The sequence below is a fragment of the Streptomyces sp. NPDC002573 genome (genome assembly GCF_042889625.1).
In the GTDB taxonomy this organism is placed as follows: Bacteria; Actinomycetota; Actinomycetes; order Streptomycetales; family Streptomycetaceae; genus Streptomyces; species Streptomyces gibsoniae.
This window is the reverse complement of the sequence record NZ_JBIARC010000006.1, coordinates 31157-51940: the sequence shown is the minus strand read 5'-3', so window position 1 is coordinate 51940 and position 20784 is coordinate 31157. Positions and strand designations below refer to the sequence as shown.

Below are 20784 nucleotides of genomic sequence, written 5' to 3'. Positions count from 1 at the left end.
ACCTGCGCCAACCACCGCAGCCCAGCAGAAAGTCACGACCGGCACAGCGATCAAGACAATGCTTCAGATCGCCCCGCCGTCGACCCGGCAGATGCAGCTCATCTCGTGGGGCTTCACCCTGGACGCCGTCCCCGCGTCGGCCGGGCAGGTGGAGCTCATCCAGACCGACGTGGCCGCATCGGGTGGTACCGCGCACGTGGCGAGTGGCGTGCAGCAGCTGGACCCGAACGCTCCGGCTTCCCTCGTGCAGCTCGGCACAGCGCTGACCGGCTACACCTTCACCGTGGAGGGCGCCACCACCGCGACGCGGACGTTTGACGCGAACCTGGTGCCGGCGACGGCCGGGTCCACGGACATCAACTACTACTACCAGTGGATGCCTGACGAAAGGCCGATCATCGCGGCGTCCAAGTTCCTTCGGGTCCGGTGCACGTTCGGTGCAGCGGTGAATATGTCCTGCTTTGTGGTGTGGGACGAGTAGCCGATGCCCGGAGGTGGTCTCGCAGCTCGGGTGATGGGCTGGCAGCAGCGCATGCGCGCTACGGCCGGTCCCCTCGGCGCGTCCGGCGAGGCATCGACCGGCGACCCCGTCACGGTCGAACTCCTCGTCAGCGGCGTGTGGACGGACATCACCCCGTATGTGATGGTCCGCGACGACCAGGGCCGCATCACCCTCACGCGCGGCATCCGCGACGAGGGCAGCCAGACCGAGCAGGCCTCCGCCACACTGCCGTTGAAGAACGCGGACGGCCGCTTCACCCCGCGCAACCCGATGGGCGTCTGGTACGGGCAGATCGGCCGCAACCAGCCCGTCAGGATCTCGGTGCCGGACGGGATGGGCGGCAAGAGTTACCGCGTCTGGGGCGAGATCCCGAAGTGGCCGCCGTCGTGGGACCCGACCGGCACCGACGTGTGGACGGACGTCGCCGTGAACGGTCTCCTGCAGCGCCTCTCGCAGGGCCCGGCGTCGGCGCGCAGCGTGATCTACAACGCGGTCACAAACCCGCTGCCGCCGTCGGTCGTGGCGTACTGGCCGTGCGAGGACCCCGCCGGGTCCACGTCACTCGCGTCGGCGCTCACGACGGGCTCGCCGATGACCTGGTCTGGGACGCCGACGCTAGCCAGCTACAGCAGTCTCGCCGCGAGCGACCCCCTCCCGGACCTCACCTCCGCCACCCTCTCCGGCGGTGTCGCCGCCTACGCCGACCCGACGGCCACGCAGGTGCGCTTCCTGCTGTACGTTCCGGTGAACGGCCTGGCGGACGGCAAGGTGATCTGCTCGATCGACCAGTCCGACTACTCCGCCGGGTCGCCCCAGTTCTGGGAACTGTTCTACTCGACGACCGAAGCCAACAACTCGCTGGTGCTGCGCACCTTCGCTGACGACGGGACGTTCCTCGGCGCCGAGCTGTCGCACACCCTCGACGTCCGCGGACGCCTCCTGTACGTCAGCATCGAGCTGCAGGAATCCGGGACGTCGATCACCCGGGCACTCCGGCTGAAGGACGTCAACACCGGGTCTGTGTACACCGTCAACGACACCGAGACCCTCACCCAGCTGACCCGCGTCACCCGAGTCCAATTCGGCCCCGCCAGCCGTTCCGTGGTCCAGCCGATCGGCACCCAGTTCCTGCCCGGCGTCGCCATCGGGCACTGCACGGTCGAGAACGCCATCACCGACATCGCCGCGCTCGGCGTCCGCCTCAACCCGATCGGGGAGACAGCCGGCCGTCGGGTTCAGCGGCTGTGCGGCGAGTCGGGTATCCCCGTCGACTGGATCGGCGACCTCGACGACACCGCGGCGATGGGCGCGCAGGGCAAGACCAATCCCTTGAGCCTGATGCGGGAGTGCGCCGACGCGGACGGCGGAATGATCTACGAGACCCGGGCCGTCCTCGGGCTGGGCTACCGCACCCGCGTCAGCCTCTACAACCAAGACCCCCAGCTGGTGCTGGACTACACCGGCTACAACCTCAGCGCAGTGCCCACCCCGGTCGAGGACGACCGCTACCTCGCCAACCGCGTCGTGGTCAGCGTGGGCGGTGTCACCGCCACGTACGAAGACACCACCAGCAACCTGTCCACCGCGCAGCCACCCGCAGGCGTCGGCGTCTACGGCCCCAACTCCGATTCGCCGCTCGCACTGAACCTCGGCAGCTCGGACACGGCCACCCTGCTGGACCAAGCCGCGTGGCGCGTCCATCTGGGCACCGTAGACGAACCGCGGTACCCGCAGATCTCAGTGAACCTCGCCCACGCCAGCTTCGTGAACAACCCGGCGCTGCGGCGGGCCGTCCTCGCCCTGCGGATGGGCGACCGCGTCCAAGTCATCAACCCGCCGTCCTGGCTGGGGACCGACAGCATCGACCAGCTCATCCTCGGCTTCGAGGAGGACATCACCCACTTCGAGCACCGGATCACCTTCGTGTGCGCGCCGGCGTCGCCGTACAACACGATCGGCTACCTCGACACCAACGCGCGCCTGGACACCGACAGTTCACAGCTCGCCGAGCCGGTCGGGACTGCGGCCACAGTGCTGGACGTGCTGACGACGAGCGGCCCGACCTGGACATCCGCAGCTTCGGACTTCCCGTTCGACGTCCGGGCCGGCGGCGAAGTGATGACGGTCTCCTCTATCAGCGCGCAGCCCTTCGACCGATTCGACCGCACCTCCGCGTCCGGCTGGGGCACCGCCACCTCCGGCGACGTGTGGAACGAGGTCCAGGGCGTCACAGCGGACCGCACGGTGTCCGGCAACACCGGGCTGTCCAACGGGCTGGGGACGATCAACCTCGGGTCGACACCGACCACGATCCGCTTCGACCTCGCCGCGGCAGGCATCGCGGACACGTCGGTGCTCGTGTCGATCTCGCCGGGCCAGGTGCCAGCGGGCAACAGCCTCGCACCGGGCATCATCATGCGCTACCAGGACCCGGCGACGTTCTACCGGGCCAGGTTGCTGTTCCGGCAGACGTCGGACGGGCAGACGGTCGCCCTGAACATCACCGCCAGCGGCACCGACATGGGCACCTACGAGACCGGCAGCACGTATGCCGCGAACGACGTGTGGTGGATCCGCGCGCAGGTGGCCGGGCAGACGATCAGCGCCCGCGTCTGGAAGGACGGCACCGCCGAGCCGACCAACTGGCAGCTGGTGGCGACGGTCACCTCCTCGCCGATCGCGACGGGCTCGGTGGGCGTCTCAGCGTCGGGTGCGCCCGGCATCACAACCACGAATGCCACGGTCGCGTATGGCGGGTTCGCGGTTTCAGGCCCGCAGACATTCGTTGTGACGCGGTCGGTGAACGGCGTCGTGAAATCCCATGCGGCGGGCGAATCCCTGTCGCTCGCCCACCCGACCATCATCGCCCTGTAAGGAGACATGGTGCCCGAGTCGTATCCCACACCTCTTGCAGGGCAGAAACTGACCGCTCTGCTGCTGCGGTCCATGCTGCCGCAGACGGCCCGGAAAACCGCTGACACACAGCGAAATTCGACCACAACACAGACCCTTGACCCTCATCTGCAATTCACCGTCGTCGCAAATGCTGTGTACACCTTCGAGGGGTGGTTCGCGTACGACAGCGACATTGCCGCCGACCTCATCATGGCGTGGACCGTCCCCGCCAACACTCAAGGGAAATGGATCGGATACGGCACCGGCACCACCGTCATCTCCGGCACAGCCGGGGGCGGCACCCAGAAGGACGCCGTCTCCACCTGGGGCTACACGCTCCGCAATGAGTGGACCGACATCAACGCGGGACGAACCTACGGCGGTGTCGGGGTCGGAAACCCGCAATCCGTCCTACTGATGGGAACCGTCCGCGTCGGCGCCACAGGCGGAACCTTCGGATTGCAGTGGGCGCAAGCCACTTCAACCGCCGCCAACACGACCATTTACACCGACAGCGAGATCACATTGCAACGGACCGCATAAGGAGCAGTTGTGGCGAACTACATGGTGACCGGGAAAAACGCCAGCGGTGAACCGGTGGTGTCGGTGAACATTGCCCAGATCAACCAGGACACACCGGTCGTACAGGAAATCGATGTGGTCAACGCTGTCCGGAACTTCCTGGCTGGAACGGCAGGGATCGGCAGCGTGGTGGCGCAGAAGTTCGAGCAGGTCACCACCGTCATATGAAAGAGGGCAGCGTGGAAATTCAGCATCTCCCGGAGACCGACGGCCCTTTCCGACTCGGCCGTCACGTCGAGCACGACCCGCGCAGCCTGCGCTACGCCCACGGCGTTCTGCCGCAGAGCGCCATCAAGTCCGTGGAGTGGACGCGCCGGATCCCGATCCTGGACCAGGGTTCCCTGGGCTCGTGCACGGGCAACGCCGGCACGGGCGTGCTCGGCACGGACTCGGCTGGCCGGACGGCGTCCACCTCGGTCATCATCACGGCGGCCGGGGCCGCGGCGTCGCACGGCCTGTTCACCGCGGGCGAGCACCAGCTCGACGAGGGGTTCGCAGTCGCCCTCTACTCGCTGGCCACGATCCTCGACGGCGTCTCCGGCCAGTACCCGCCCACCGACACCGGCTCGACCGGGCTCGGCGTCGGCAAGGCACTGAAGGCACTCGGGCTCGCGAGCGGCTACACGCACGCGTTCTCCATCGCCGCCCTCAACAGCGCACTGCAGACCGGACCGGTGATGATCGGCATCGAGTGGCTGCAGAGCATGTTCGACACGGCCACCGACGGCCGGATCCTCCTCGACAAGACCTCCCCCATCGCGGGCGGCCACGAGCTGGAGCTGTCGAAGTACGACGCGACGACCGGCGAGTACTGGGTGCCGAACTCGTGGAACGCCTCATGGGGCCAGTCCGGTTGGGGCTACCTGACCACGGCCGACCTCACGTGGCTGCTGTCCCAGCAGGGCGACGTCACCGTGCCCGCCCTCGTCGGCGCACCGCAGCCGACCCCCACCCCGACGCCGACGCCGGCGGATCCCGACCTGGCGATGGCGCTCGCCGCCCACACCTGGCTCACCGCGAAGGGACTGTAACCATGGTCGACCTCTGGATGCCCGGCGCCGCAAGACACGACGTCGGCGACCACGCACCCACCGATCCCACGTACCCGGCCCGCGCCATTGCGCACATCACTTGGGACAAGAACGCCAGCCCCAGCGCCCCGGCCGACCACATCAGCTTCGAGACACTGCTGAGCTACTTCACCGGCTCCGGCGTCCAGATGGCCCCGCATCTGATCTGGGACCCCTTCACCGGGCAGCTCGCACAGCTCTACCCCGCCGACAGCCGCAGCAAGAGCGTGGTCGACCTCCCCGGCGGAACCCGAACCAACCGGGCCGGGAAGTACGTGATCCAGATCGAAGCGGTGTTCTTCCCCTACACCCGCTACAACGGGAAGGTCTACGCCACGCTCGCGGACACCCCGTGCAAGGGCTGGTCCGACATCAACGCCTGGACCCGCTCCCTGGGCATCGCGGACGCCTGGCCGATGGGCCACCCCACCGACTTCACCCCGCACCGCAGCGAGTCGGTGTGGGAGACCGCCGGCGGTTGGTACGCGCATGCTCAGGTCCCCGAGAACGACCACGTGGACCCCGGCTCGTGGCCGTCGTTCATCACGCCCGTGAAGCCGCCGCAGCCGCCGACCTACGAGCCGTTCCCCGGCGCTGGCTTCTTCGTCGCGGGCCGCAAGTCGCCGATCATCCGGGCCATGCACGCCCGGCTGGTCGCCGTCGGCTGCAACCACTACCTCAGCTCGGCCGACGCCGACGTGTGGGGGCCGGGCGATGAGCGGTCGTACGCCGCGTGGCAGCGCAAGCTCGGCTACACCGGCTCCGCCGCCGACGGCATCCCCGGCCCGACCTCGTGGACCGCGCTCCACGTCCCCAACGTCTGACCCCCTCCTCAACCCCTCCCCGAGAAACGGATCAACCCATGCAGACCATCAACGCGGCCTACTGGCTCGGCCTGTGCGTCACCTTCGTGCTGCCGCTCCTCGTCGGCGTGGTCACCACCCACGTCACCGCCCCCGGCATCCAGGCCGTGATCCTGCTCGCGCTCGACGCGGCCAACGGCGTCCTGGTCGAGTACCTGGCCCCGCACCCGGCCGGCTACTCCGTCACCTCCGCGATCGTGTTCGCGCTCGTCGGGTTCGTGATGTCGGTCGCTTCGCACTTCGGCCTGTGGAAGCCGACCGGCCTCTCCTACCAGGTGCAGAAGAACGTGGGCGTGACCCGGAAGTCCGTCAACCTCGCCGCCTAGGAGGTCCGATTGGACGCCACCACCCTCGGCGCGATCCTCGCGTGCGTCGGCGTGTTGTCCGGCTCGGTGGTGGCGTACATCGGCAAGCGCGGTGAGACCGCCAACTCGCTGACGGACCAAGTCCAAGAGGAACGCGACGGCCTCGTGAGGCGCCTCGCCGAGAAAGACGCACAGATCTCGGCCCTGGAGCAACAGCGCCACGACTACCTCGTCCGCATCACCCAGCTTGAGATAGAAAACATCCGACTCGGAGGAAACCCCAACCCATGACCCGAACCGAGCGCACGATCGTTTTGCATTGGCGCGGCATCGCGGTGTTGTGCGCGATCGTCGCTCTGTTCGGAATCTCGTGGGCGTTGTGGCACCGCGTGAACGCCGACCGGGCTGCGTCTGACCGGCGGTATGCGGCGGCGGCCGCGGAAGCCAACAAGCGCGGCGCCGCGGTGAGCACACTGGCGGGGGACGTGCGGGCCCTGAGAGCGCAGGTGCGGGCCAAGGGCGGAACCCCGGTGGCACCCGACCCTTCGAAGGCCGTGCCGTCGCTGTCGGCGCGGGCCGAGGTGCCGGTGCCGATCCCGGGCCCGGCGGGACCGCCTGGCGCGGCCGGCTCGCCGGGGCCGTCCGGGGCGCCGGGCCAGACCGGGCAGCCAGGACAACCCGGCACGCCTGGCTCCCCGGGAGCGGTCGGACCGTCCGGCGCGGCCGGCGCTACTGGCCCGCAGGGGCCGCAGGGCGCGCAAGGGCCCGCCGGACCTCAGGGACCGGCGGGGAAGGACGGCGCCGACGGCAAGGACGGGCAGACTTGCCCGGACGGCTACTCGCTGCAGGCCCCCGCCTGGGATCCGGATGCGCTGGTGTGCCGGAAGGACGGCGCCCCGCAGCAGCCGCAGAGGAAGAGCGCGCTGCTGTCGATGGGCCTGGACCCGCAACGCCGCCAGTACGCATAAAGCCCCCGGGCACCACCCCGGGGGCATCACTGCGCTGGACCCTCCAAAGCACAACGTCAGCACGACGACCGTACCGGCCCGGGCCCCGCAACTCTCCCTACGGCTGGGGACTCTCGCCAGATCAGGCCGTCTCGACTGCGCCCCGCTCGGCCCGCACCGCGGCCGCCCACGCGACGACCAGCCGCTCATACTCCGCCCGTTCCTCCGGCCCGAGCCGGTTGCCAGCGCGCTGCCACAGGGCCCGTATCTCCTCGTTGAGGTCGTCAGCGGACCGCACGGACCTAGGGGTCACGAGATCGGGGGACATGGATCAAGACTACGTGCACAGGCGTCACAACACCCCCACACAAAAAAGGTCCCGCCCCTACCCTGACAGTGACGAGCTGTACAGAGTGATAGGGGCGAGACCGTGCCATCTGATGCTACCCCGACCCCCACGACCGCAACGCTTACGTTCGGCGAGCGCGTCCAACGCGCCCGCACCCGAGCCGGGAAAACCCGCGCCTACGTCGCCGACGTGATGGGCCACTCCGTTGAATGGGTCAAGGCCATCGAGACCGGCCGCATCGGGATGCCCCGCCTCCCCAAGCTGCTGCGCCTCGCCCGCGTCCTCGGGGTTGAGGACATCACCGAGCTCACCGGAGACGACCGCATCGCCGCGGCCACCTACACCAAGGCCGAGCACACCGCGCTGCCGCTGATGCGGCACGCCCTCACTCGCTACCAGCTCGGCCCGGTCGACGAGGAACCGGAGTCCGCCGCAGTGCTCGCCGCCCGGCTGCGGCAGGCGTGGAAGCTGTGGCACGCCCGCGGCGACCACCGCACCGCCATCATCGCCCTGCTGCCGAGTCTCCTCACCGACACGCAGCACGCCGCACGCGTCCTCGACGGCGCCGATCGGCGGCGCGCCCTGGTGGCACTCGCCGAGACCTACCATCTCGCGCAGCTCTTCCTCAGCTTCCAGCCCGCCCCCGACCTGGTGATGCTCACCGGGGACCGCGGCATGGCCGTCGCGCAGGACGCCGACAGCCCCCGCGCCATGGCCGCCGCCGCCTGGTACGTCAACCACGTCCACCGGGACGCAGGGGAGTCAGCCCAGGAGAGAGTGGAACTGGCCGAGCAGGCTGCCGTGCTGATCCCCTCGGACGACGACCCCGACCACATCGCCCGGCGCGGGCTGCAGTACCTCGCCGTCGCCTTGTCCTACGCCAAGACCGGGCAGGCCGGGGACGCATGGCGGTACTGGGACAAGGCCGACGCCGCCGCCCGCCAGCTCGGCGCCGACTACGCCCACCCGTGGCTGATCTTCGGGCGGGGCATCGTCGACGGGTACGCGATCACCATGCACAACGATCTGATGGAACCGGCCCGGGCGTTGGAGGTCGCCAACGCCCTGGACTTGGACCGGATCCCGTCGGCGACGCGCCGCTCGTACCACCTGATCGAGACGGCGCGGGCGCACGACCTGCTCGACGAGGGGGCCGCGTCCGTGGGCTATCTGAAGAAGGCGTTCCGCGAGTCGCCGGAGACGATCCAGTACAACCTGCACACGCGCGGGGCGCTGCCTGGGCTGGTGAAGTCGGGGCCTCGGATGGTGCGGGAGGACGCTGCCGAGTTGGCGCGGGAGCTCGGCGTACCGGTGTGATCCTGTAGGGGGTAGGAACTGTACCCCCGGACAAGGGGGTAGGGACCCTACCCCTTGGGTGTGCTGAGCCCCTCTACGGTCACGACTGTGAGACGGATCACTATGATCGTGGAGGCTTGACCCATGCCGCCGGAGACCGTGAGCGCCGCAAGCCCCGAACCCGCCCTGCGGCCACCGGACATCGCGACGATGCGCGAGACGATCAGCCGACTACTTCCTCCCGACGTTGAGCCGCTCGACGAGGCCGAGGTCGAGAGGCTGATCGGTCTCCTGCGTGGGCACCTGGCGCTGATGATCGAAGAAGTCCACCAGGCCGCCATAAGCCAGCCCAAGGACGACATCCCCCGCTACGTCGCGCTCGCCTGCCTCGACGAGGCCCGCGGACGGCTGGAGCGCACGGCGACCGGGCTGGGACGGTACGAGGCCATCCGGCACGCCCGACGCCTGGCCCGCTCACTGAACGCCCTATGCGACCACTACGAGGCGCTGACCGGCGCCCGCTGACACCCCACAGACCCCCGCCCCGGCTCCCCAACCCTTGGACAGGTCGAGCAGCCGGGGCGGGTCCTGCACCACGCCCACCGTACGAAGCAACCAAGGAGGACACTTGCAGACGAGCACCGCAAGTACACACACCACTCCACCCGCCCCGTGGGGGCTGCGCCGCATGGCTCCGCTACGTAACGGCTCTCCCTCGCCGTGGCGGTACGCAGGCATTGACCCGGCCACGCAGACGGGCCGATGGATCGGCGAGGACGGAGCGATGACGCCAGCCGAACTCGGCAAACACGGAACGAGCGTGAACACCTACCCGCCCACCCAGCTCGGCAAGGACGGCAAGGTGGATGCCGACTCTGGCCATGACGCGACACAGGACTAGGGGGTAGAGCCATGGACGGACGCCCGGTGCTGGTCTGTACCGAGTACGAGGACGCAACCGCCGATCTGGTCATCGCGGAACTGAACCGGCGCCGGGTGCCCGTCCTCCGGTTCGACCCGGGGCGCGACTTCCCAACTCGCGTAGTGGTCGACGCCCGCTTAGGGACGGCCGGATGGGACGGACGGCTGAGTGTCGGGGAGCGGACAGCCGAGCTTTCCTCCGTGCGCGCCCTGTACCACCGCCGGCCGAGTCCCTACCCGACGGAGAACGGCGAGCAAGCAGCTCGGTTCGCCGCACAGGAAAACCGGCGCGGCCTGGGCGGAGTGCTGGGGGCGCTTCCGGCGTGTCTGTACCTGAGCCATCCGCAGGCCATCGCGCGGGCGGAGTACAAGCCGGCACAGTTGGACGCTGCGACCCGAGTAGGGCTCACGGTCCCGGCGACCCTGATCACGAACGACCCTGGGCAGGCCAAGGCGTTCTGCGCCGAGCAGCCGACCATCTACAAGCCGTTGCACGCGGGAGCGTACGACGTTGAGGGCGAGCCCGCCGGAATCTGGGCGGCTCGGGTCGAGGCGGGCGAGGTCGACGGCGCGGTGAGCCACAGCGCCCATCTGTTTCAAGCGCAGGTCCCGAAGGTGGCAGATGCGCGAGCGATTGTCGTCGGAGAGCGGGTGTTCGCCGCGCGGATCACTGCGCCGCCCGGGGTCGTGGACTGGAGAGCCGAATATCAGAGCCTCACCTATGAGCCGATCCCCTGCCCGGACGACATACGCGGGCCGCTGATGCGGTTCCTCGCCGCGTTCGGGCTGAACTTCGGTGCCTTCGACTTCTCCGTGACCGCGGACGACGCATGGTGGTTCCTGGAGTGCAACCCCAATGGCCAATGGGCGTGGCTCGAAGACGCGGCCGGACTGCCAATCACAGACGCAATCGCAGACCTGTTGGAGAACGGAGCGAGCCAGCATGACTGACCCCCAGCACTCGGAACCCCTACGAGCCGACCTCGCGCGGCGCCTGTCCACGTCAGGCGCACTGCGCAGCCCCGAATGGGAAGCGGCCGTCCTGTCCGTGCCCCGTGAGGCGTTCCTCTCGCACGGCTGGTTCGAGTACGAAGAGGGCGGCTGGTACCGGCCCGCGACCGCAAACTCACCCGAGGGACTCACGCGGATCTACGAAGACGACAGCCTCGTGACACAGGTCGCTGGGAGCGTCTTCCCGGACCAGGTCCAGGGGCGCATCGCCGCCGCCCCCTCGTCGTCGTCCACCCTGCCGAGCCTGGTCGTGCGGATGCTCGAAGACCTGCAGGCGACCGAGGGAACGCGTGTCCTTGAGATCGGCACGGGAACCGGCTACTCGACTGCACTGCTATGCCATGTCGTCGGCGAGGACAACGTGACAACGGTCGAGGTCGACGCCGAGGTATCCGCGCGGGCCGGCATGGCCCTCGCAGGTGCCGGCTGTTGGCCCGTCCGCGTGGTCGGTGACGGGCTGGCGGGTCACGAGGAGGGCGGCCCGTACGACAGGGTGATCGCCACCTGCCAGGTGCGGTCAATCCCGCAGGCGTGGATCGAGCAGACCCGGCCCGGCGGCAAGATCCTTGCGACCATCGGCGGGTGGCTCGGCGCGTCAGAACTCGCCCGGCTGACCGTCCACGACGACCGCACCGCCTCCGGGCCACTCCTCGGCGGCCGGGTGAGCTTCATGCTCGCCCGCCCGCAACTGCCGCCGCCGCTCGGCCTCCTGCCCGACCTCAACACGGGCAAGGAACGCGAGGCCATCATCGGCGCCAACGTCCTGGACGACTGGACGACACGGTTCGTCGTACAGGCTGCCGTACCGGACGCGCAGCGCCTGACCTTGGCGCAGGACGGCCGCCAGGAACACGTCCTCGTCGATGTCGAGTCCGGCTCGTGGGCTGCCCTCTACGAGGAGAACGGCCGCTGGATCGTGCGGCAGGACGGCCCCGCCGCTCTGTGGGATGCCGCGGAGGAGCAGGTGGGCCGCTGGGCCGCTACGGGGGCCCCGACGCTGGACGAGTTCACCGTCACGGTCACCCCGGACGGGCAGACCTACAGCTGGTAGGTGAGCACACTGGCCCCGCTCATCTACGGATGGGCGGGGCCTCTTGCGGCCTGGTTCAGCGCACGAGGTCGGCGAGCGGGATGCCGAGGGTGTCCGCGATGAGGATCAGATGGTCAACGAGCGTCGCGTGAGCGCCCTGCTCAATCCGGTTGATCGTCTTACGGTCCAGACCTGTGAGGTCGCCGAGCTTCTCCTGTGTGAGCTTCCTCGCTAACCGGGCGGCCCGCACGTTGTCCCCGATGGCCCTGCGGCGGGTGAGTACCCAGTCGGGCATGGGGTCATATGGCACAGATACACGCTGGTCGGAGGCATGATCATTGTCTGTACCATGCTTGGTACATCACGGGGATGCTTTCCGGCTTGCGAGCAAGCGTGCGAAAAATCATACGCGCGTTCGAGTGGACTTACTTACTGGCCAGTTGCATTCCAACACTTCAGTACTCAACTATTGCGTGCGCGCACCAGCCGTTCCCGCTCAACTTCCCATCCCCCAGGTGAACCCCACGCCATGACCGACGACCTTCCCCAGCCGCCGGAGCTCCCCCCACTCGCCGGCCTCCAGGCATCCCGCGTCGACTTCGCCCGCCGCGACCTTGAGTACGCACGCGCCGAAGACCTCGCCCAACTCGACGCCGACGGCCTGATCCTCCTCGTCGAGAAGCTCCGACGCCGCCTCGGCGACATGCTCGACCTCGTCGACGAGATGACCGAGCGAGACACCAACATAGGTGACTGAGAAACCTTGGCGGGCGGCAAGGCGGTGCACTACCTGTGCGACGAACAGGCCGACTGGTACCCGGACCTCCAGGACATGGCCTCGAAGATCACGGACCGTACGAAGGCGGTTGTGATCATCAACCCCAACAACCCGACGGGCGCGGTCTACCCGAAGGAGATCATCGAGGGCATCCTCGACCTGGCCCGCCGTCACGGCCTGATGGTCTTCGCGGACGAGATCTACGACCAGATCCTGTACGACGACGCCGTGCACCACTCGACCGCCGCGCTCGCCCCGGACCTGGTGGTCCTCACCTTCTGCGGACTGTCCAAGACCTACCGGGTCGCGGGCTTCCGCTCCGGCTGGCTGGTCGTGACCGGCCCGCGGCAGCACGCCCGCAACTATCTGGAGGGCCTGACGATGCTGGCCTCCATGCGGCTGTGCGCCAACGCACCGGCCCAGTACGCCATCCAGGCCGCGCTCGGCGGCCGGCAGTCCATCGACGAGCTGACCGCGCCCGGCGGCCGCCTCCTTGAACAGCGCGACGTGGCGTGGCAGAAGCTCAACGAGATCCCGGGTGTGTCCTGTGTGAAGCCGAAGGGCGCTCTGTACGCGTTCCCGCGCCTCGACCCCAAGGTGCACAAGATCCACGACGACGAGAAGTTCGTCCTGGACCTGCTGCTGCGGGAGAAGATCCAGGTGGTCCAGGGCACGGGCTTCAACTGGCCGGGCACTGACCACTTCCGTATCCTCACCCTGCCCCACGCGGACGACCTGGAGGCGGCGATCGGACGGATCGGCCGGTTCCTGAACGGCTACCGCCAGTAGGGCCGAGCGGCGCAGCCCGTCCTGCGGCCACCGGGAGAAGGTGTCACCGTACGAACGAAGACAGAAAGGGCACGGCGATGGGTGACCTCCTCCTCGTACGGCACGGTGAGACCGAGTGGTCGCTGTCCGGGCGGCACACCGGTTCCACCGACGTCCCGCTCACGGACCGGGGCCGGGAGCAGGCGCGCCGGCTCGCTCCGCTGATCGCGCGGCATCGCGTCGAGTCGGCGTTCGTCAGCCCGATGGAGCGGGCCCGGGAGACGGCCCGGCTGGCGGGGATCGGGGGCGCGCGCGTCGATGCGGACCTGGCTGAGTGGGACTACGGCGGGTACGAGGGTGTGACGACCGTCGAGATCCATTGGACGCAACCGGACTGGTTCCTGTTCACGGACGGCGTCGCGCCCGGTCCCCCGGACCATCCCGGGGAGAGCCCGGAGGAGGTCGGGGCGCGCGCGGACCGGATGATCGCCAAGATCGACGCGGCGCTCGCCGAGGGGGAGGGCAGCGTGGTCGTCGTCTCCCACGGCCACTTCCTGCGGGTGCTGACCGCGCGGCGGCTCGGCCTGCCGGCGTCGGGGGGTGCGCTGTTCCAGCTCTCCACGGGGACGATGAGCCGACTGAGCACGGAGCACCGGCGCCATGTGGTGGCCGGGTGGAATGTCAGACCCGACGCCTACTGTTCTCATGGGTCCCTCTCCGCGGGGGAGGCGGGGCCCTCCGAGGAGTGAGGGAGGGGCCGTGATCAGACCGCCGACCGCCGTGCAGCAGCGCCTGATCGAAGCCGCCGACCCCCTCACCGGGCGGCTGAAGGGGACAGACGCCCAGCTCGCCGCGCTGGTGAAGCGGGGGCTGGCCTTCCGGCATCCGCGTCCGCCGCACGACCACTTCCTGACCCCGGCGGGTCATCGCCTACGGGAGACACCACCCGTCGGGCAGCCACCGGCGGCCGCGCCCGCGCCCGCCGACTCCGCTGTGTTCGCCGCACGCGTCGGCGGTGACGCGTCCGCGGACAGCGGACCGGCCCGGCTGCGGGAGGTGCGCGGCGCCTGGCAGGGGCTGCTGGAGCTGCGCCGGATGACCAATCCCGACGGCGCCACGGACCGCCCCTGCGGCTGGGAGCGGACCCATCTGGTGCAGGCCGCCGCACTCGCCCTGGAGGCGGCCGGGCACCGGCCCGCGACCGGCGACCAGGGCACCGGCTACCGGGTGCGCGCGACGCCGCAACCCGAGGCGGTCGCCGTGCACGAGCCGGACCTGACGGCGCTGCGCGCCTGCGCGGCCACGCTGGAACAGGCGGGCTGGCAGACGAGCGAGCACACACAGCCACGGACGCGGGCCCGCTATCTGCTGGCCTCCCCGCGACGGTCGTGAGGGACATGCCAGGATCGGTGGGCCGGAGCGTCCGGTCGAAGCCGGGAGAAGGGGAAGCCTTGAGCGAGCCGTTTGCCGTCCGTGTCACCGTCCGGGGGTACGAGACCGACTCCTTGGGCCATCTCAACCAGAGCGTCTACCTTCAGTACGCGGAACACGCCCGCTGGTGCATGCTCCAGGAGGCCGGGGTGGGTCAGTCCGAGTTGCTGTCCAAGGGGATCGGTCCCGTCGCCCTGGAGACGACCATCCGCTATCTGCGGGAGCTGCGCGCGGGCGACGAGGTGGACGTGACGTGCGCCTTCGAGTGGGGCGAGGGCAAGACGTACCGGGTCGTGCAGACGATACGGAAGACGGACGGAACGGTCGCCGCCGAGGTGACCGGCGTCGGCGGCCTGCTGGACCTCGAGGAGCGCAGACTGCTGGCCGACCCGCAGGGGCGTTTCCGGGCGCTGGCGGGCAGGCCGGAGCTGTTCGGTCTGTGAGCGCCGCGCGTACGCGTCGAGCGGCTCCGGGGCGCGCCCGGCCTCATGGACCGCACTCGCCGCCGCCGCTGCTGCTTCTCACGCCTCCTCGAACATCTGCCTGTGGTCCCGCACCCACTGGCGGTATGCGGACCGCCGCCGCCCAGGCCAGCGTGTTGGAGGCGAAGGCCGAGGGGCGCAGGATCGTCCATTCCAGACCGCTGTCCCGGACTGCCTGCTCACCGGGCAGATGCCAGGTGCCGATCGGGCCCAGGGCCGGGTCGCCCGTCCCGATCGCCGAGAGCTTGACGATCCGGCGTACGCCCGCCGCCCGGGCCGCCGCCACCAGGCCCCGGCCGTTGTCGGCGTCCTCGGGCCCGAACTGACCTACCAGGAAGGCGACTTCGGCGCCCACCAGCGCGGCGTCGACCGAGGCCCGGTCACGGTGGTGACCGCGCGCCGCCTCCACTCTCCCGGGCACCCGGGCGTTGGCCGGGTCCCGGGTCAGGGCGCGCACCTTCTCGCCGCGCGCCACGAGCTGTCGTACGACTTCACTGCCGATGGTGCCGGTGGCACCGGTCACTAGGATCATGGCCCCCACGGTGGTGGAAGGCCGGGCCCCGGCTCTAGGAAATTCCGGCACGGTTCACCCGCCCCCGAGGGCGCACCGCGCGCTTACCGCGGAGAGGTGACCACCGTTCCCGCCGAGGCGGCCCTGCCCCTGCCCGAAGAGCTGCGCCCCTGGATCGACGGCGCCCGGCTGCTGTCGTTCGACGACGAGCCGTCCGGCACGTTCACCCATGTACCGGAGGCGGCGACGAAGGTGGTGGTGCGCGTCGAGCGGAACGGCCGCCGCGACGCCCTGGTCGTCGGACCGCGCACCCGCGCCTCGTACCGCACGGGCAAACGCCTCGCCGCCTGTGTGCAATTGCGGCTGGCACCGGGCACCGCACGCCTGCTGCTGGGCGTGCCCGCGGTCGAGTTGGTGGGACGGGCGCTGCCGCTGGGCGACCTGCCGGCCGCGACCGCGCGCCACCTGGCCGGGAGCCTGTGGGAGATGGAGCCCGAGCAGATCGTGGCCCATCTCGCGGACGTCCTGCCCCACCGGCTGACCGCCGGCTCCCGCACCGAGCGGCTGCTGTCGACGCGCCCCCATACCCACCATGCCCTCGACGACGCGATCGAGCAGGCTGAGCTCCTCGCCCGTCTCATGGCGTGGCCGGGGCCCGCGTAGGCACCCGACACGCCGTTCCGGGGCACGCGCGGGTGCGCGTGCCCCGGTGACGGCCGCCGTGGGCCCCCGCTCGGGTCCACGGCGTCCGGACGGGAGCCGTCCCTCCCGGCCGGGGTCTTCGCCCGCTCAGTGCTGCGCGGCGATCCGTGCGAGGCGCTGGGCCTCCTCCCGCGTGGAGCGGGCGACGGCATCCTCGTCGACATGCAGCAGCCGTCCGTTCTCGACGACCGGCTCGCCGTTCACGAGGGACAGCGTGACCGGGGCCGCCGCGCCGAGGACCAGCGCGGTCACCGGGTCGGCGATCGAGGCGTGGGCCAGCGTGTCGAGCTTCCACAGCACGAGGTCGGCGAGCTTGCCCGGCTCCAGGGAACCGATCTGCGCCGCACGCCCGAGGACCTGAGCGCCCCCGTAGGTGCCGAGGCGCAGTGCCTGACGGGCGTTCAGGGCGGCTTCCCTGTGCGGACCGAGGCGGTTGATCAGGAGCGCGTTGCGCAGTTCGGTGTGGAGTTCACCGGACTCGTTGGAAGCGGTGCCGTCGATACCGAGGCCGACCGGGACGCCCGCCGCGAGCATGTCGGGGACCCGGGCGATGCCCGCGGCCAGCCGGGCGTTGGAGGACGGGCAGTGGGCGACCCCCGTCCGGGTACGGGCGAAGGCAGCGATGTCGGAGTCGTTCATATGGACGCAGTGCGCCATCCACACGTCCTCGCCCAGCCAGCCCGTCGACTCGAAGTAGTCGGTGGGGCCCATGCCGAACAGCTCGTGGCAGAACTTCTCCTCCTCGACCGTCTCCGAGCCGTGGGTGTGCAGCCGCACGCCCTTGCGTCGCGCCAACTCCGCGCCCTGCCTGAGGAGTTCCGTGGAGACCGAGAACGGCGAACAGGGCGCCACCGCCACCTGGGTCATGGCGTCGAAGGAGGCGTCGTGGTGCTCGTCGACGGTCTCCTCGGTGGCGGCCAGCGCCCCTTCGATGGTCTCGACGGCGAAGTCCGGCGGCAGTCCGCCGTCCTTCTCGCTGCGGTCCATGGAGCCACGGGCAAGGGTGAAGCGGAGCCCCGTCTCCCGGGCGGCGCGGATGATGACACCGGACAGGTCGCCGCGGCCCCTCGGATAGACGTAGTGGTGGTCCATGGCGGTGGTCACCCCGCCGCGCGCCATCATGGCGAGCGAGCCCTGTGCCGCCGCGCGGAGCATCGGCTCGTCGATGCGGGCCCAGATCGGATAGAGCGCGACGAGCCAGTCGAAGAGGTTGTGGTCCGTGGCCAGGCCCCGGGTGATCCACTGGTAGAAGTGGTGGTGGGTGTTGACCAGGCCGGGGGTCACGAGGTGGCCGGACGCGTCGACACGGCGTACGACACCTTCCAGGCCCTCGGGGGCCGCCCCCGCCCCGACCGCCTCGATCCGGTTGCCGGCGACGACGACGTGTCCCGAGGCGTACTCGGTGTCGTGGGCGTCCACGGTCGCGATCGAACAGTTCTCGATGACGATGCGCCGGACTGTCATGATTCGTGGTTCTCGCTTCCGTCACAGGTTGGTGAGGTCCACCGGGATCCGTGCCTCGCAGCCTTCCCGCAGGAGGGTCGCCTCGATCAGGCCGTAGGGCCGGTCGGCGGCGTAGTACACGGCCCCCTCGGCGTCGTCGTTCTTCAGCCCGAACCGCTCCAGGTCCACCAGGAAGTGGTGCTTGTTCGGGAGCGAGAGGCGGACCTCGTCGATCTCGCCGCGGTGCTCGATGACGCGTGCGCCCATCTGGTACAGGGTCTGCTGAAGCGACAGGGAGTAGGTCTCGGCGAAGGCCTGGAGCAGGTGCTTCTTCGCCTCCTCGTAGGACGTGTTCCAGTCCGGCATCCGCTGGGCGTCGTCGCTCCAGCCGAAGCGCCAGCGGCCGGTGACGGACGTGGCCAGGATGCGGTCGTGTGTCTCGGGCAGTGTCGTGTACTTGTCCTTCGCGAAGCCCCAGAACTCGGAGTCGGTCGAGTTCAGCACGGTCAGATCCGTCAGACCCGACACGACTTCCCACGCCGAGCCGTCGTAGGTGATCTGCGCCAGACGGGTCTCCTGGCCGCTGCGGACGAAGGAGTGCGCGCCGCGTCCCGCGTGCTCGATCCGGTCCCAGGCGTACTCCTCGATCCGGATCCGGGCCCGGCGGATGGGCTCCTGCGACGTCACGAAGTGGCGGGCGAGACGGATGCCGAACTGCTCGGCGGACTCGATGCCGTGCTCCTTGGCGAACGCGTACACCGTGTTCTTGGTGCTGTCGGTCGGCAGAACGTGGGCGTTGGAGCCCGAGTAGTGCACCTCGTCCATGTCGCCGGAGAGCGAGACGGACACGTTGAGGTCCTTGATGTGGTGGGTGGCGCCGTCCCGCGTGATCCTGACGACTCGGTTCTCGGCCTTGCCGTACTGGTTCTGTCCGAGGACCACAGGGCGGGTGGGGCCGGAGTTGACGGTCATACAGCTAGCTCCCTCGGTAGACGGAGTAGCCGAACGGGTTGAGCAGCAGCGGCACGTGGTAGTGCTCCCCCGGCACGACGGCGAACGTGACCGTCACCTCCGGGAAGAACGCTCCGGGGGTCCCGCTTTCCCGATGCGCGGGGGCGTCCTGCTGCGCCTCGGCCGGCTTCTTCACAGACCTTGCGAGATACGCCTCGACGTCGAAGTCGAGCCGTACGTGGGTGGTTCCCTCCGGTGGGTCCGGAAGGCCCTTGCACCTGCCGTCCGCGTCGGTCACGGAGCCGCCGAGCGTCTGCCAGTCCGCGTCCCGGCCCGCGCGGGCCAGGAGACGGACGGCGACGCCCGGTGCGGGGCGGCCGACGCTGGTGTCCAGGATGTGCGTGGAGACGGAGGCGGTGGTCTCGGTGCTCATGCGCTGTCCTCTTCAGGTGGTGTCGAGGAGTCCGGCGGTCCTGCCTCGGACGGAGTCGAGGTGTCCGGCGGTCGTGGGTCAGACGGTGTCGAGCAGCCGGGCGAGCCGGATACGGTTGATCTTCCCCAGCTCGGTGCGGACGATCTCCCACTCCTCCTCCGGCGCGTTGCCGATCCGCTCCCTGACCGCGTCCCGCATCTGCTCCCCCGTCTTCCCGGTCGCGCAGATCAGGAAGACGTGCCCGAACTTCTCCTGGTACGCGATGTTGAGTTCGAGCATCTCCGCCCTCAGCTCCACCGAGGCGCCCGCCATGCCGCGCTGCTCCCGGGCCGAGGTGGGGTCGCCCGGCCTGGGGCGGCCGATCGGCGGGTGCCCGGCCATCGCCTCCTGGAGGTCCGCAGCGGTCAGCTCGGCCATGGCCGCGTCGCCGGCGGCGTAGAGGTCATCGGCGGTGCGGTAGGGGCGGGCGGCGAGCAGCCGGGCGGCCCATGCCGTGGAGGCGCACGCCTCAAGGAGGACGGCCGAGGCCGCCTGCTCCTCAAGGGCGTTGAACCGGGCGAGTCCCGGCGGCATGGAAGTCGACGTCACGGGTGCCTCCGTGGCCTGGGGGCTGAACGGACTGCGAACAGCTAACGCCCTCCACCGGGCAGCGTCAACACTTTGTTGAAAATCCGGAGGGACGCCAACCGCCGCCCGAGCGCCGGGCGGCGGCCCGCCGGCAGGGTCCGCACGGAGTGCATCGGGCGCGGTCAGGCCCCCTTCTCACGGTTGAGGTAGTTGTACACGGTGAAGCGGCTCACACCGAGGGCGCTCGCGACGGTCTCCACACCATGGCGCACGGCGAAGGCGCCGCGCGCCTCCAGGGCCCGTACGACCTCCTGCTTTGCCTTGCGGTCGAGTTCGGCCAGCGACCTGCCGTGCTTGCGCTCCATCGCGGCGAGGATGTGATCGAGCGAGTCGGCGAGCTGCGGCAGCCGTACGGCGACGACGCCGGTGCCCTCCCAGACGAGTACGACATCATCCGGTCCCGCCTGGTCGGGGGGCAGCATCTCGCCGCCCATGGCGTCGACCAGCGGCTTCACGGCCATGATGAAGGGCTCGTCCCCGGACCCGCTCATCTGCCGGCCTCCGTGACCACGTTGACCTGCAACGAGATCCGGGTGGCACCGGCCTCCAGGCTCTTGCGCAGCAGCCCGTCCACGGCGGTGAGCACCGCGTCGGCGCGGCCTTCGACGGTGTTGCCGAACGGGCCGACGTCCACGGCGTCCAGATCGGCCGCCTCCATGACCTCCCGGGCGACCTGCGCATGCCCCGGCACCTCGTCGAGGTCGAAGGGCTCGGTCGTGAACTCCACTCTCAGTCGCACGGTGCCCCCAAAGCACGGTCGTGACCTGTACTGCCATCCGGATCGCCCGGGACGAAGGCACGTCGGGGGCCTCCACCGGGACGGAGCCACCCCCGTCCAGCACGAGGCGACCCTAACCGACGCCAGGTTGCGGCCGCTTCCCCTTCCC

The 20784-nt window shown here is 69.8% G+C and carries 28 protein-coding genes and 1 pseudogene; 20 read left to right on the top strand and 9 right to left on the bottom strand.

What is annotated here, in order from left to right; genetic code table 11:
* The first annotated feature begins 58 nt into the window (after positions 1-58).
* Genes ACFYX0_RS08005 through ACFYX0_RS07965 form a run of 9 tightly spaced genes read left to right on the top strand, consistent with a single transcriptional unit; the run spans position 59 to position 7185 of the window.
* Positions 59-481, top strand: a complete 423-nt coding sequence (locus ACFYX0_RS08005) for a hypothetical protein (protein ID WP_388967715.1) — start codon at positions 59-61, stop codon at positions 479-481.
* A gap of 3 nt (positions 482-484) precedes the next feature.
* Positions 485-3376 carry a hypothetical protein gene (locus ACFYX0_RS08000; protein ID WP_388967712.1) on the top strand — a complete coding sequence of 964 codons (2892 nt, stop codon included), beginning with the start codon at positions 485-487 and terminating at the stop codon, positions 3374-3376.
* A 6-nt stretch (positions 3377-3382) separates the two neighbouring features.
* On the top strand, positions 3383-3940 hold the full coding sequence (locus ACFYX0_RS07995; protein WP_388967709.1) for a hypothetical protein: 558 nt from the start codon (positions 3383-3385) through the stop codon (positions 3938-3940).
* Between the two features lie 9 nt (positions 3941-3949).
* Positions 3950-4147, top strand: coding sequence for a hypothetical protein (locus tag ACFYX0_RS07990; RefSeq protein ID WP_388967706.1), 198 nt, complete (start codon positions 3950-3952; stop codon positions 4145-4147).
* Positions 4148-4158: 11 nt separating this feature from the next.
* The gene (locus ACFYX0_RS07985; protein WP_388967703.1) at positions 4159-5010 is read left to right on the top strand and encodes a C1 family peptidase; all 852 of its coding nucleotides are present in this window, start codon (positions 4159-4161) and stop codon (positions 5008-5010) included.
* Between the two features lie 2 nt (positions 5011-5012).
* A complete protein-coding gene (locus tag ACFYX0_RS07980) occupies positions 5013-5873 on the top strand; it encodes a peptidoglycan-binding protein (protein ID WP_388967700.1) in 861 nt (286 codons plus the stop codon).
* A gap of 38 nt (positions 5874-5911) precedes the next feature.
* Positions 5912-6238 (top strand): hypothetical protein, encoded by a 327-nt coding sequence (locus ACFYX0_RS07975; RefSeq protein ID WP_388967697.1) that lies wholly within the window; start codon positions 5912-5914, stop codon positions 6236-6238.
* A 9-nt stretch (positions 6239-6247) separates the two neighbouring features.
* Positions 6248-6508 (top strand): hypothetical protein, encoded by a 261-nt coding sequence (locus tag ACFYX0_RS07970; RefSeq protein ID WP_388967694.1) that lies wholly within the window; start codon positions 6248-6250, stop codon positions 6506-6508.
* A complete protein-coding gene (locus tag ACFYX0_RS07965; protein ID WP_388967692.1) occupies positions 6505-7185 on the top strand; it encodes a collagen-like protein in 681 nt (226 codons plus the stop codon). The genes ACFYX0_RS07970 and ACFYX0_RS07965 overlap by 4 nt, the downstream gene beginning before the upstream one ends.
* 121 nt (positions 7186-7306) lie before the next feature.
* Here ACFYX0_RS07965 and ACFYX0_RS07960 read toward each other — a convergent pair whose 3' ends face one another.
* Positions 7307-7492 carry a hypothetical protein gene (locus ACFYX0_RS07960; RefSeq protein ID WP_388967689.1) on the bottom strand — a complete coding sequence of 62 codons (186 nt, stop codon included), beginning with the start codon at positions 7490-7492 and terminating at the stop codon, positions 7307-7309.
* A 102-nt stretch (positions 7493-7594) separates the two neighbouring features.
* Here ACFYX0_RS07960 and ACFYX0_RS07955 point away from each other — a divergent pair, with 102 nt between their 5' ends.
* From ACFYX0_RS07955 to tgmC, 5 genes are all read left to right on the top strand, one after another.
* The gene (locus tag ACFYX0_RS07955; protein ID WP_388967686.1) at positions 7595-8830 is read left to right on the top strand and encodes a helix-turn-helix domain-containing protein; all 1236 of its coding nucleotides are present in this window, start codon (positions 7595-7597) and stop codon (positions 8828-8830) included.
* A gap of 123 nt (positions 8831-8953) precedes the next feature.
* The gene (locus tag ACFYX0_RS07950; RefSeq protein WP_388967683.1) at positions 8954-9334 is read left to right on the top strand and encodes a DUF6415 family natural product biosynthesis protein; all 381 of its coding nucleotides are present in this window, start codon (positions 8954-8956) and stop codon (positions 9332-9334) included.
* A gap of 34 nt (positions 9335-9368) precedes the next feature.
* Positions 9369-9710 carry a putative ATP-grasp-modified RiPP gene (tgmA, locus tag ACFYX0_RS07945; RefSeq protein WP_388967680.1) on the top strand — a complete coding sequence of 114 codons (342 nt, stop codon included), beginning with the start codon at positions 9369-9371 and terminating at the stop codon, positions 9708-9710.
* Positions 9711-9721: 11 nt separating this feature from the next.
* Positions 9722-10681, top strand: a complete 960-nt coding sequence (gene tgmB, locus ACFYX0_RS07940) for an ATP-grasp ribosomal peptide maturase (RefSeq protein WP_388967677.1) — start codon at positions 9722-9724, stop codon at positions 10679-10681.
* Positions 10674-11792 carry an ATP-grasp peptide maturase system methyltransferase gene (gene tgmC / locus ACFYX0_RS07935; RefSeq protein ID WP_388967674.1) on the top strand — a complete coding sequence of 373 codons (1119 nt, stop codon included), beginning with the start codon at positions 10674-10676 and terminating at the stop codon, positions 11790-11792. The genes tgmB and tgmC overlap by 8 nt, the downstream gene beginning before the upstream one ends.
* A gap of 55 nt (positions 11793-11847) precedes the next feature.
* Here tgmC and ACFYX0_RS07930 read toward each other — a convergent pair whose 3' ends face one another.
* Entirely contained in the window at positions 11848-12066 is a 219-nt protein-coding gene (locus tag ACFYX0_RS07930) for a helix-turn-helix domain-containing protein (RefSeq protein ID WP_388967671.1), read from the bottom strand.
* 234 nt (positions 12067-12300) lie between these two features.
* Between ACFYX0_RS07930 and ACFYX0_RS07925 the strand changes: the two genes are divergently transcribed.
* The 5 genes and pseudogenes from ACFYX0_RS07925 to ACFYX0_RS07905 all read left to right on the top strand — a co-directional run bounded on the left by ACFYX0_RS07925 (position 12301) and on the right by ACFYX0_RS07905 (position 15191).
* Positions 12301-12528, top strand: a complete 228-nt coding sequence (locus ACFYX0_RS07925; RefSeq protein ID WP_388967669.1) for a hypothetical protein — start codon at positions 12301-12303, stop codon at positions 12526-12528.
* 3 nt (positions 12529-12531) lie between these two features.
* Positions 12532-13338 (top strand): annotated as a pseudogene (locus ACFYX0_RS07920) (aminotransferase class I/II-fold pyridoxal phosphate-dependent enzyme); the annotation flags it as partial.
* 77 nt (positions 13339-13415) lie between these two features.
* On the top strand, positions 13416-14066 hold the full coding sequence (locus tag ACFYX0_RS07915; protein ID WP_388967666.1) for a histidine phosphatase family protein: 651 nt from the start codon (positions 13416-13418) through the stop codon (positions 14064-14066).
* A gap of 10 nt (positions 14067-14076) precedes the next feature.
* Complete coding sequence (locus ACFYX0_RS07910) at positions 14077-14709, top strand: hypothetical protein (RefSeq protein ID WP_388967663.1); 633 nt, start codon at positions 14077-14079, stop codon at positions 14707-14709.
* A gap of 59 nt (positions 14710-14768) precedes the next feature.
* Positions 14769-15191 (top strand): acyl-CoA thioesterase, encoded by a 423-nt coding sequence (locus tag ACFYX0_RS07905; protein WP_311693280.1) that lies wholly within the window; start codon positions 14769-14771, stop codon positions 15189-15191.
* 43 nt (positions 15192-15234) lie between these two features.
* Here the strand turns inward: ACFYX0_RS07905 and ACFYX0_RS07900 are convergent, their stop codons facing one another.
* Complete coding sequence (locus ACFYX0_RS07900; RefSeq protein WP_388967661.1) at positions 15235-15762, bottom strand: SDR family oxidoreductase; 528 nt, start codon at positions 15760-15762, stop codon at positions 15235-15237.
* Between the two features lie 96 nt (positions 15763-15858).
* On the opposite strand from ACFYX0_RS07900, the gene ACFYX0_RS07895 reads away from it, so the two are divergent.
* Positions 15859-16404: a hypothetical protein gene (locus tag ACFYX0_RS07895; RefSeq protein ID WP_388967658.1), complete on the top strand. Its 546-nt coding sequence runs from the start codon at positions 15859-15861 to the stop codon at positions 16402-16404.
* Positions 16405-16530: 126 nt separating this feature from the next.
* Here the strand turns inward: ACFYX0_RS07895 and ACFYX0_RS07890 are convergent, their stop codons facing one another.
* The 6 genes from ACFYX0_RS07890 to ACFYX0_RS07865 all read right to left on the bottom strand — a co-directional run bounded on the left by ACFYX0_RS07890 (position 16531) and on the right by ACFYX0_RS07865 (position 20636).
* A complete protein-coding gene (locus ACFYX0_RS07890; protein ID WP_388967655.1) occupies positions 16531-17907 on the bottom strand; it encodes an 8-oxoguanine deaminase in 1377 nt (458 codons plus the stop codon).
* 21 nt (positions 17908-17928) lie between these two features.
* On the bottom strand, positions 17929-18858 hold the full coding sequence (gene pucL / locus ACFYX0_RS07885) for a factor-independent urate hydroxylase (protein WP_388967653.1): 930 nt from the start codon (positions 18856-18858) through the stop codon (positions 17929-17931).
* A 4-nt stretch (positions 18859-18862) separates the two neighbouring features.
* The gene (gene uraH / locus ACFYX0_RS07880; RefSeq protein ID WP_388967650.1) at positions 18863-19270 is read right to left on the bottom strand and encodes a hydroxyisourate hydrolase; all 408 of its coding nucleotides are present in this window, start codon (positions 19268-19270) and stop codon (positions 18863-18865) included.
* Between the two features lie 78 nt (positions 19271-19348).
* Entirely contained in the window at positions 19349-19858 is a 510-nt protein-coding gene (uraD, locus tag ACFYX0_RS07875; protein WP_388967647.1) for a 2-oxo-4-hydroxy-4-carboxy-5-ureidoimidazoline decarboxylase, read from the bottom strand.
* 161 nt (positions 19859-20019) lie between these two features.
* Entirely contained in the window at positions 20020-20388 is a 369-nt protein-coding gene (locus ACFYX0_RS07870; RefSeq protein WP_388967645.1) for a helix-turn-helix domain-containing protein, read from the bottom strand.
* Positions 20385-20636: a hypothetical protein gene (locus ACFYX0_RS07865; protein ID WP_388967643.1), complete on the bottom strand. Its 252-nt coding sequence runs from the start codon at positions 20634-20636 to the stop codon at positions 20385-20387. Before ACFYX0_RS07865 ends, ACFYX0_RS07870 begins: the two co-directional genes overlap by 4 nt.
* Positions 20637-20784 lie beyond the last annotated feature (148 nt).

What these genes read in the sequence shown, in the direction of transcription:
- ACFYX0_RS08005 (WP_388967715.1), top strand. Translation starts at nt 59, where the DNA reads ATGCTTCAGATCGCCCCGCCGTCGACCCGGCAGATGCAGCTCATCTCG.
- ACFYX0_RS08000 (WP_388967712.1), top strand. Translation starts at nt 485, where the DNA reads ATGCCCGGAGGTGGTCTCGCAGCTCGGGTGATGGGCTGGCAGCAGCGC.
- ACFYX0_RS07995 (WP_388967709.1), top strand. Translation starts at nt 3,383, where the DNA reads ATGGTGCCCGAGTCGTATCCCACACCTCTTGCAGGGCAGAAACTGACC.
- ACFYX0_RS07980 (WP_388967700.1), top strand. Translation starts at nt 5,013, where the DNA reads ATGGTCGACCTCTGGATGCCCGGCGCCGCAAGACACGACGTCGGCGAC.
- ACFYX0_RS07975 (WP_388967697.1), top strand. Translation starts at nt 5,912, where the DNA reads ATGCAGACCATCAACGCGGCCTACTGGCTCGGCCTGTGCGTCACCTTC.
- ACFYX0_RS07965 (WP_388967692.1), top strand. Translation starts at nt 6,505, where the DNA reads ATGACCCGAACCGAGCGCACGATCGTTTTGCATTGGCGCGGCATCGCG.
- ACFYX0_RS07960 (WP_388967689.1), bottom strand. Translation starts at nt 7,492, where the DNA reads ATGTCCCCCGATCTCGTGACCCCTAGGTCCGTGCGGTCCGCTGACGAC.
- ACFYX0_RS07950 (WP_388967683.1), top strand. Translation starts at nt 8,954, where the DNA reads ATGCCGCCGGAGACCGTGAGCGCCGCAAGCCCCGAACCCGCCCTGCGG.
- tgmB (WP_388967677.1), top strand. Translation starts at nt 9,722, where the DNA reads ATGGACGGACGCCCGGTGCTGGTCTGTACCGAGTACGAGGACGCAACC.
- tgmC (WP_388967674.1), top strand. Translation starts at nt 10,674, where the DNA reads ATGACTGACCCCCAGCACTCGGAACCCCTACGAGCCGACCTCGCGCGG.
- ACFYX0_RS07930 (WP_388967671.1), bottom strand. Translation starts at nt 12,066, where the DNA reads ATGCCCGACTGGGTACTCACCCGCCGCAGGGCCATCGGGGACAACGTG.
- ACFYX0_RS07925 (WP_388967669.1), top strand. Translation starts at nt 12,301, where the DNA reads ATGACCGACGACCTTCCCCAGCCGCCGGAGCTCCCCCCACTCGCCGGC.
- ACFYX0_RS07915 (WP_388967666.1), top strand. Translation starts at nt 13,416, where the DNA reads ATGGGTGACCTCCTCCTCGTACGGCACGGTGAGACCGAGTGGTCGCTG.
- ACFYX0_RS07900 (WP_388967661.1), bottom strand. Translation starts at nt 15,762, where the DNA reads ATGATCCTAGTGACCGGTGCCACCGGCACCATCGGCAGTGAAGTCGTA.
- ACFYX0_RS07890 (WP_388967655.1), bottom strand. Translation starts at nt 17,907, where the DNA reads ATGACAGTCCGGCGCATCGTCATCGAGAACTGTTCGATCGCGACCGTG.
- pucL (WP_388967653.1), bottom strand. Translation starts at nt 18,858, where the DNA reads ATGACCGTCAACTCCGGCCCCACCCGCCCTGTGGTCCTCGGACAGAAC.
- uraH (WP_388967650.1), bottom strand. Translation starts at nt 19,270, where the DNA reads ATGAGCACCGAGACCACCGCCTCCGTCTCCACGCACATCCTGGACACC.
- ACFYX0_RS07870 (WP_388967645.1), bottom strand. Translation starts at nt 20,388, where the DNA reads ATGAGCGGGTCCGGGGACGAGCCCTTCATCATGGCCGTGAAGCCGCTG.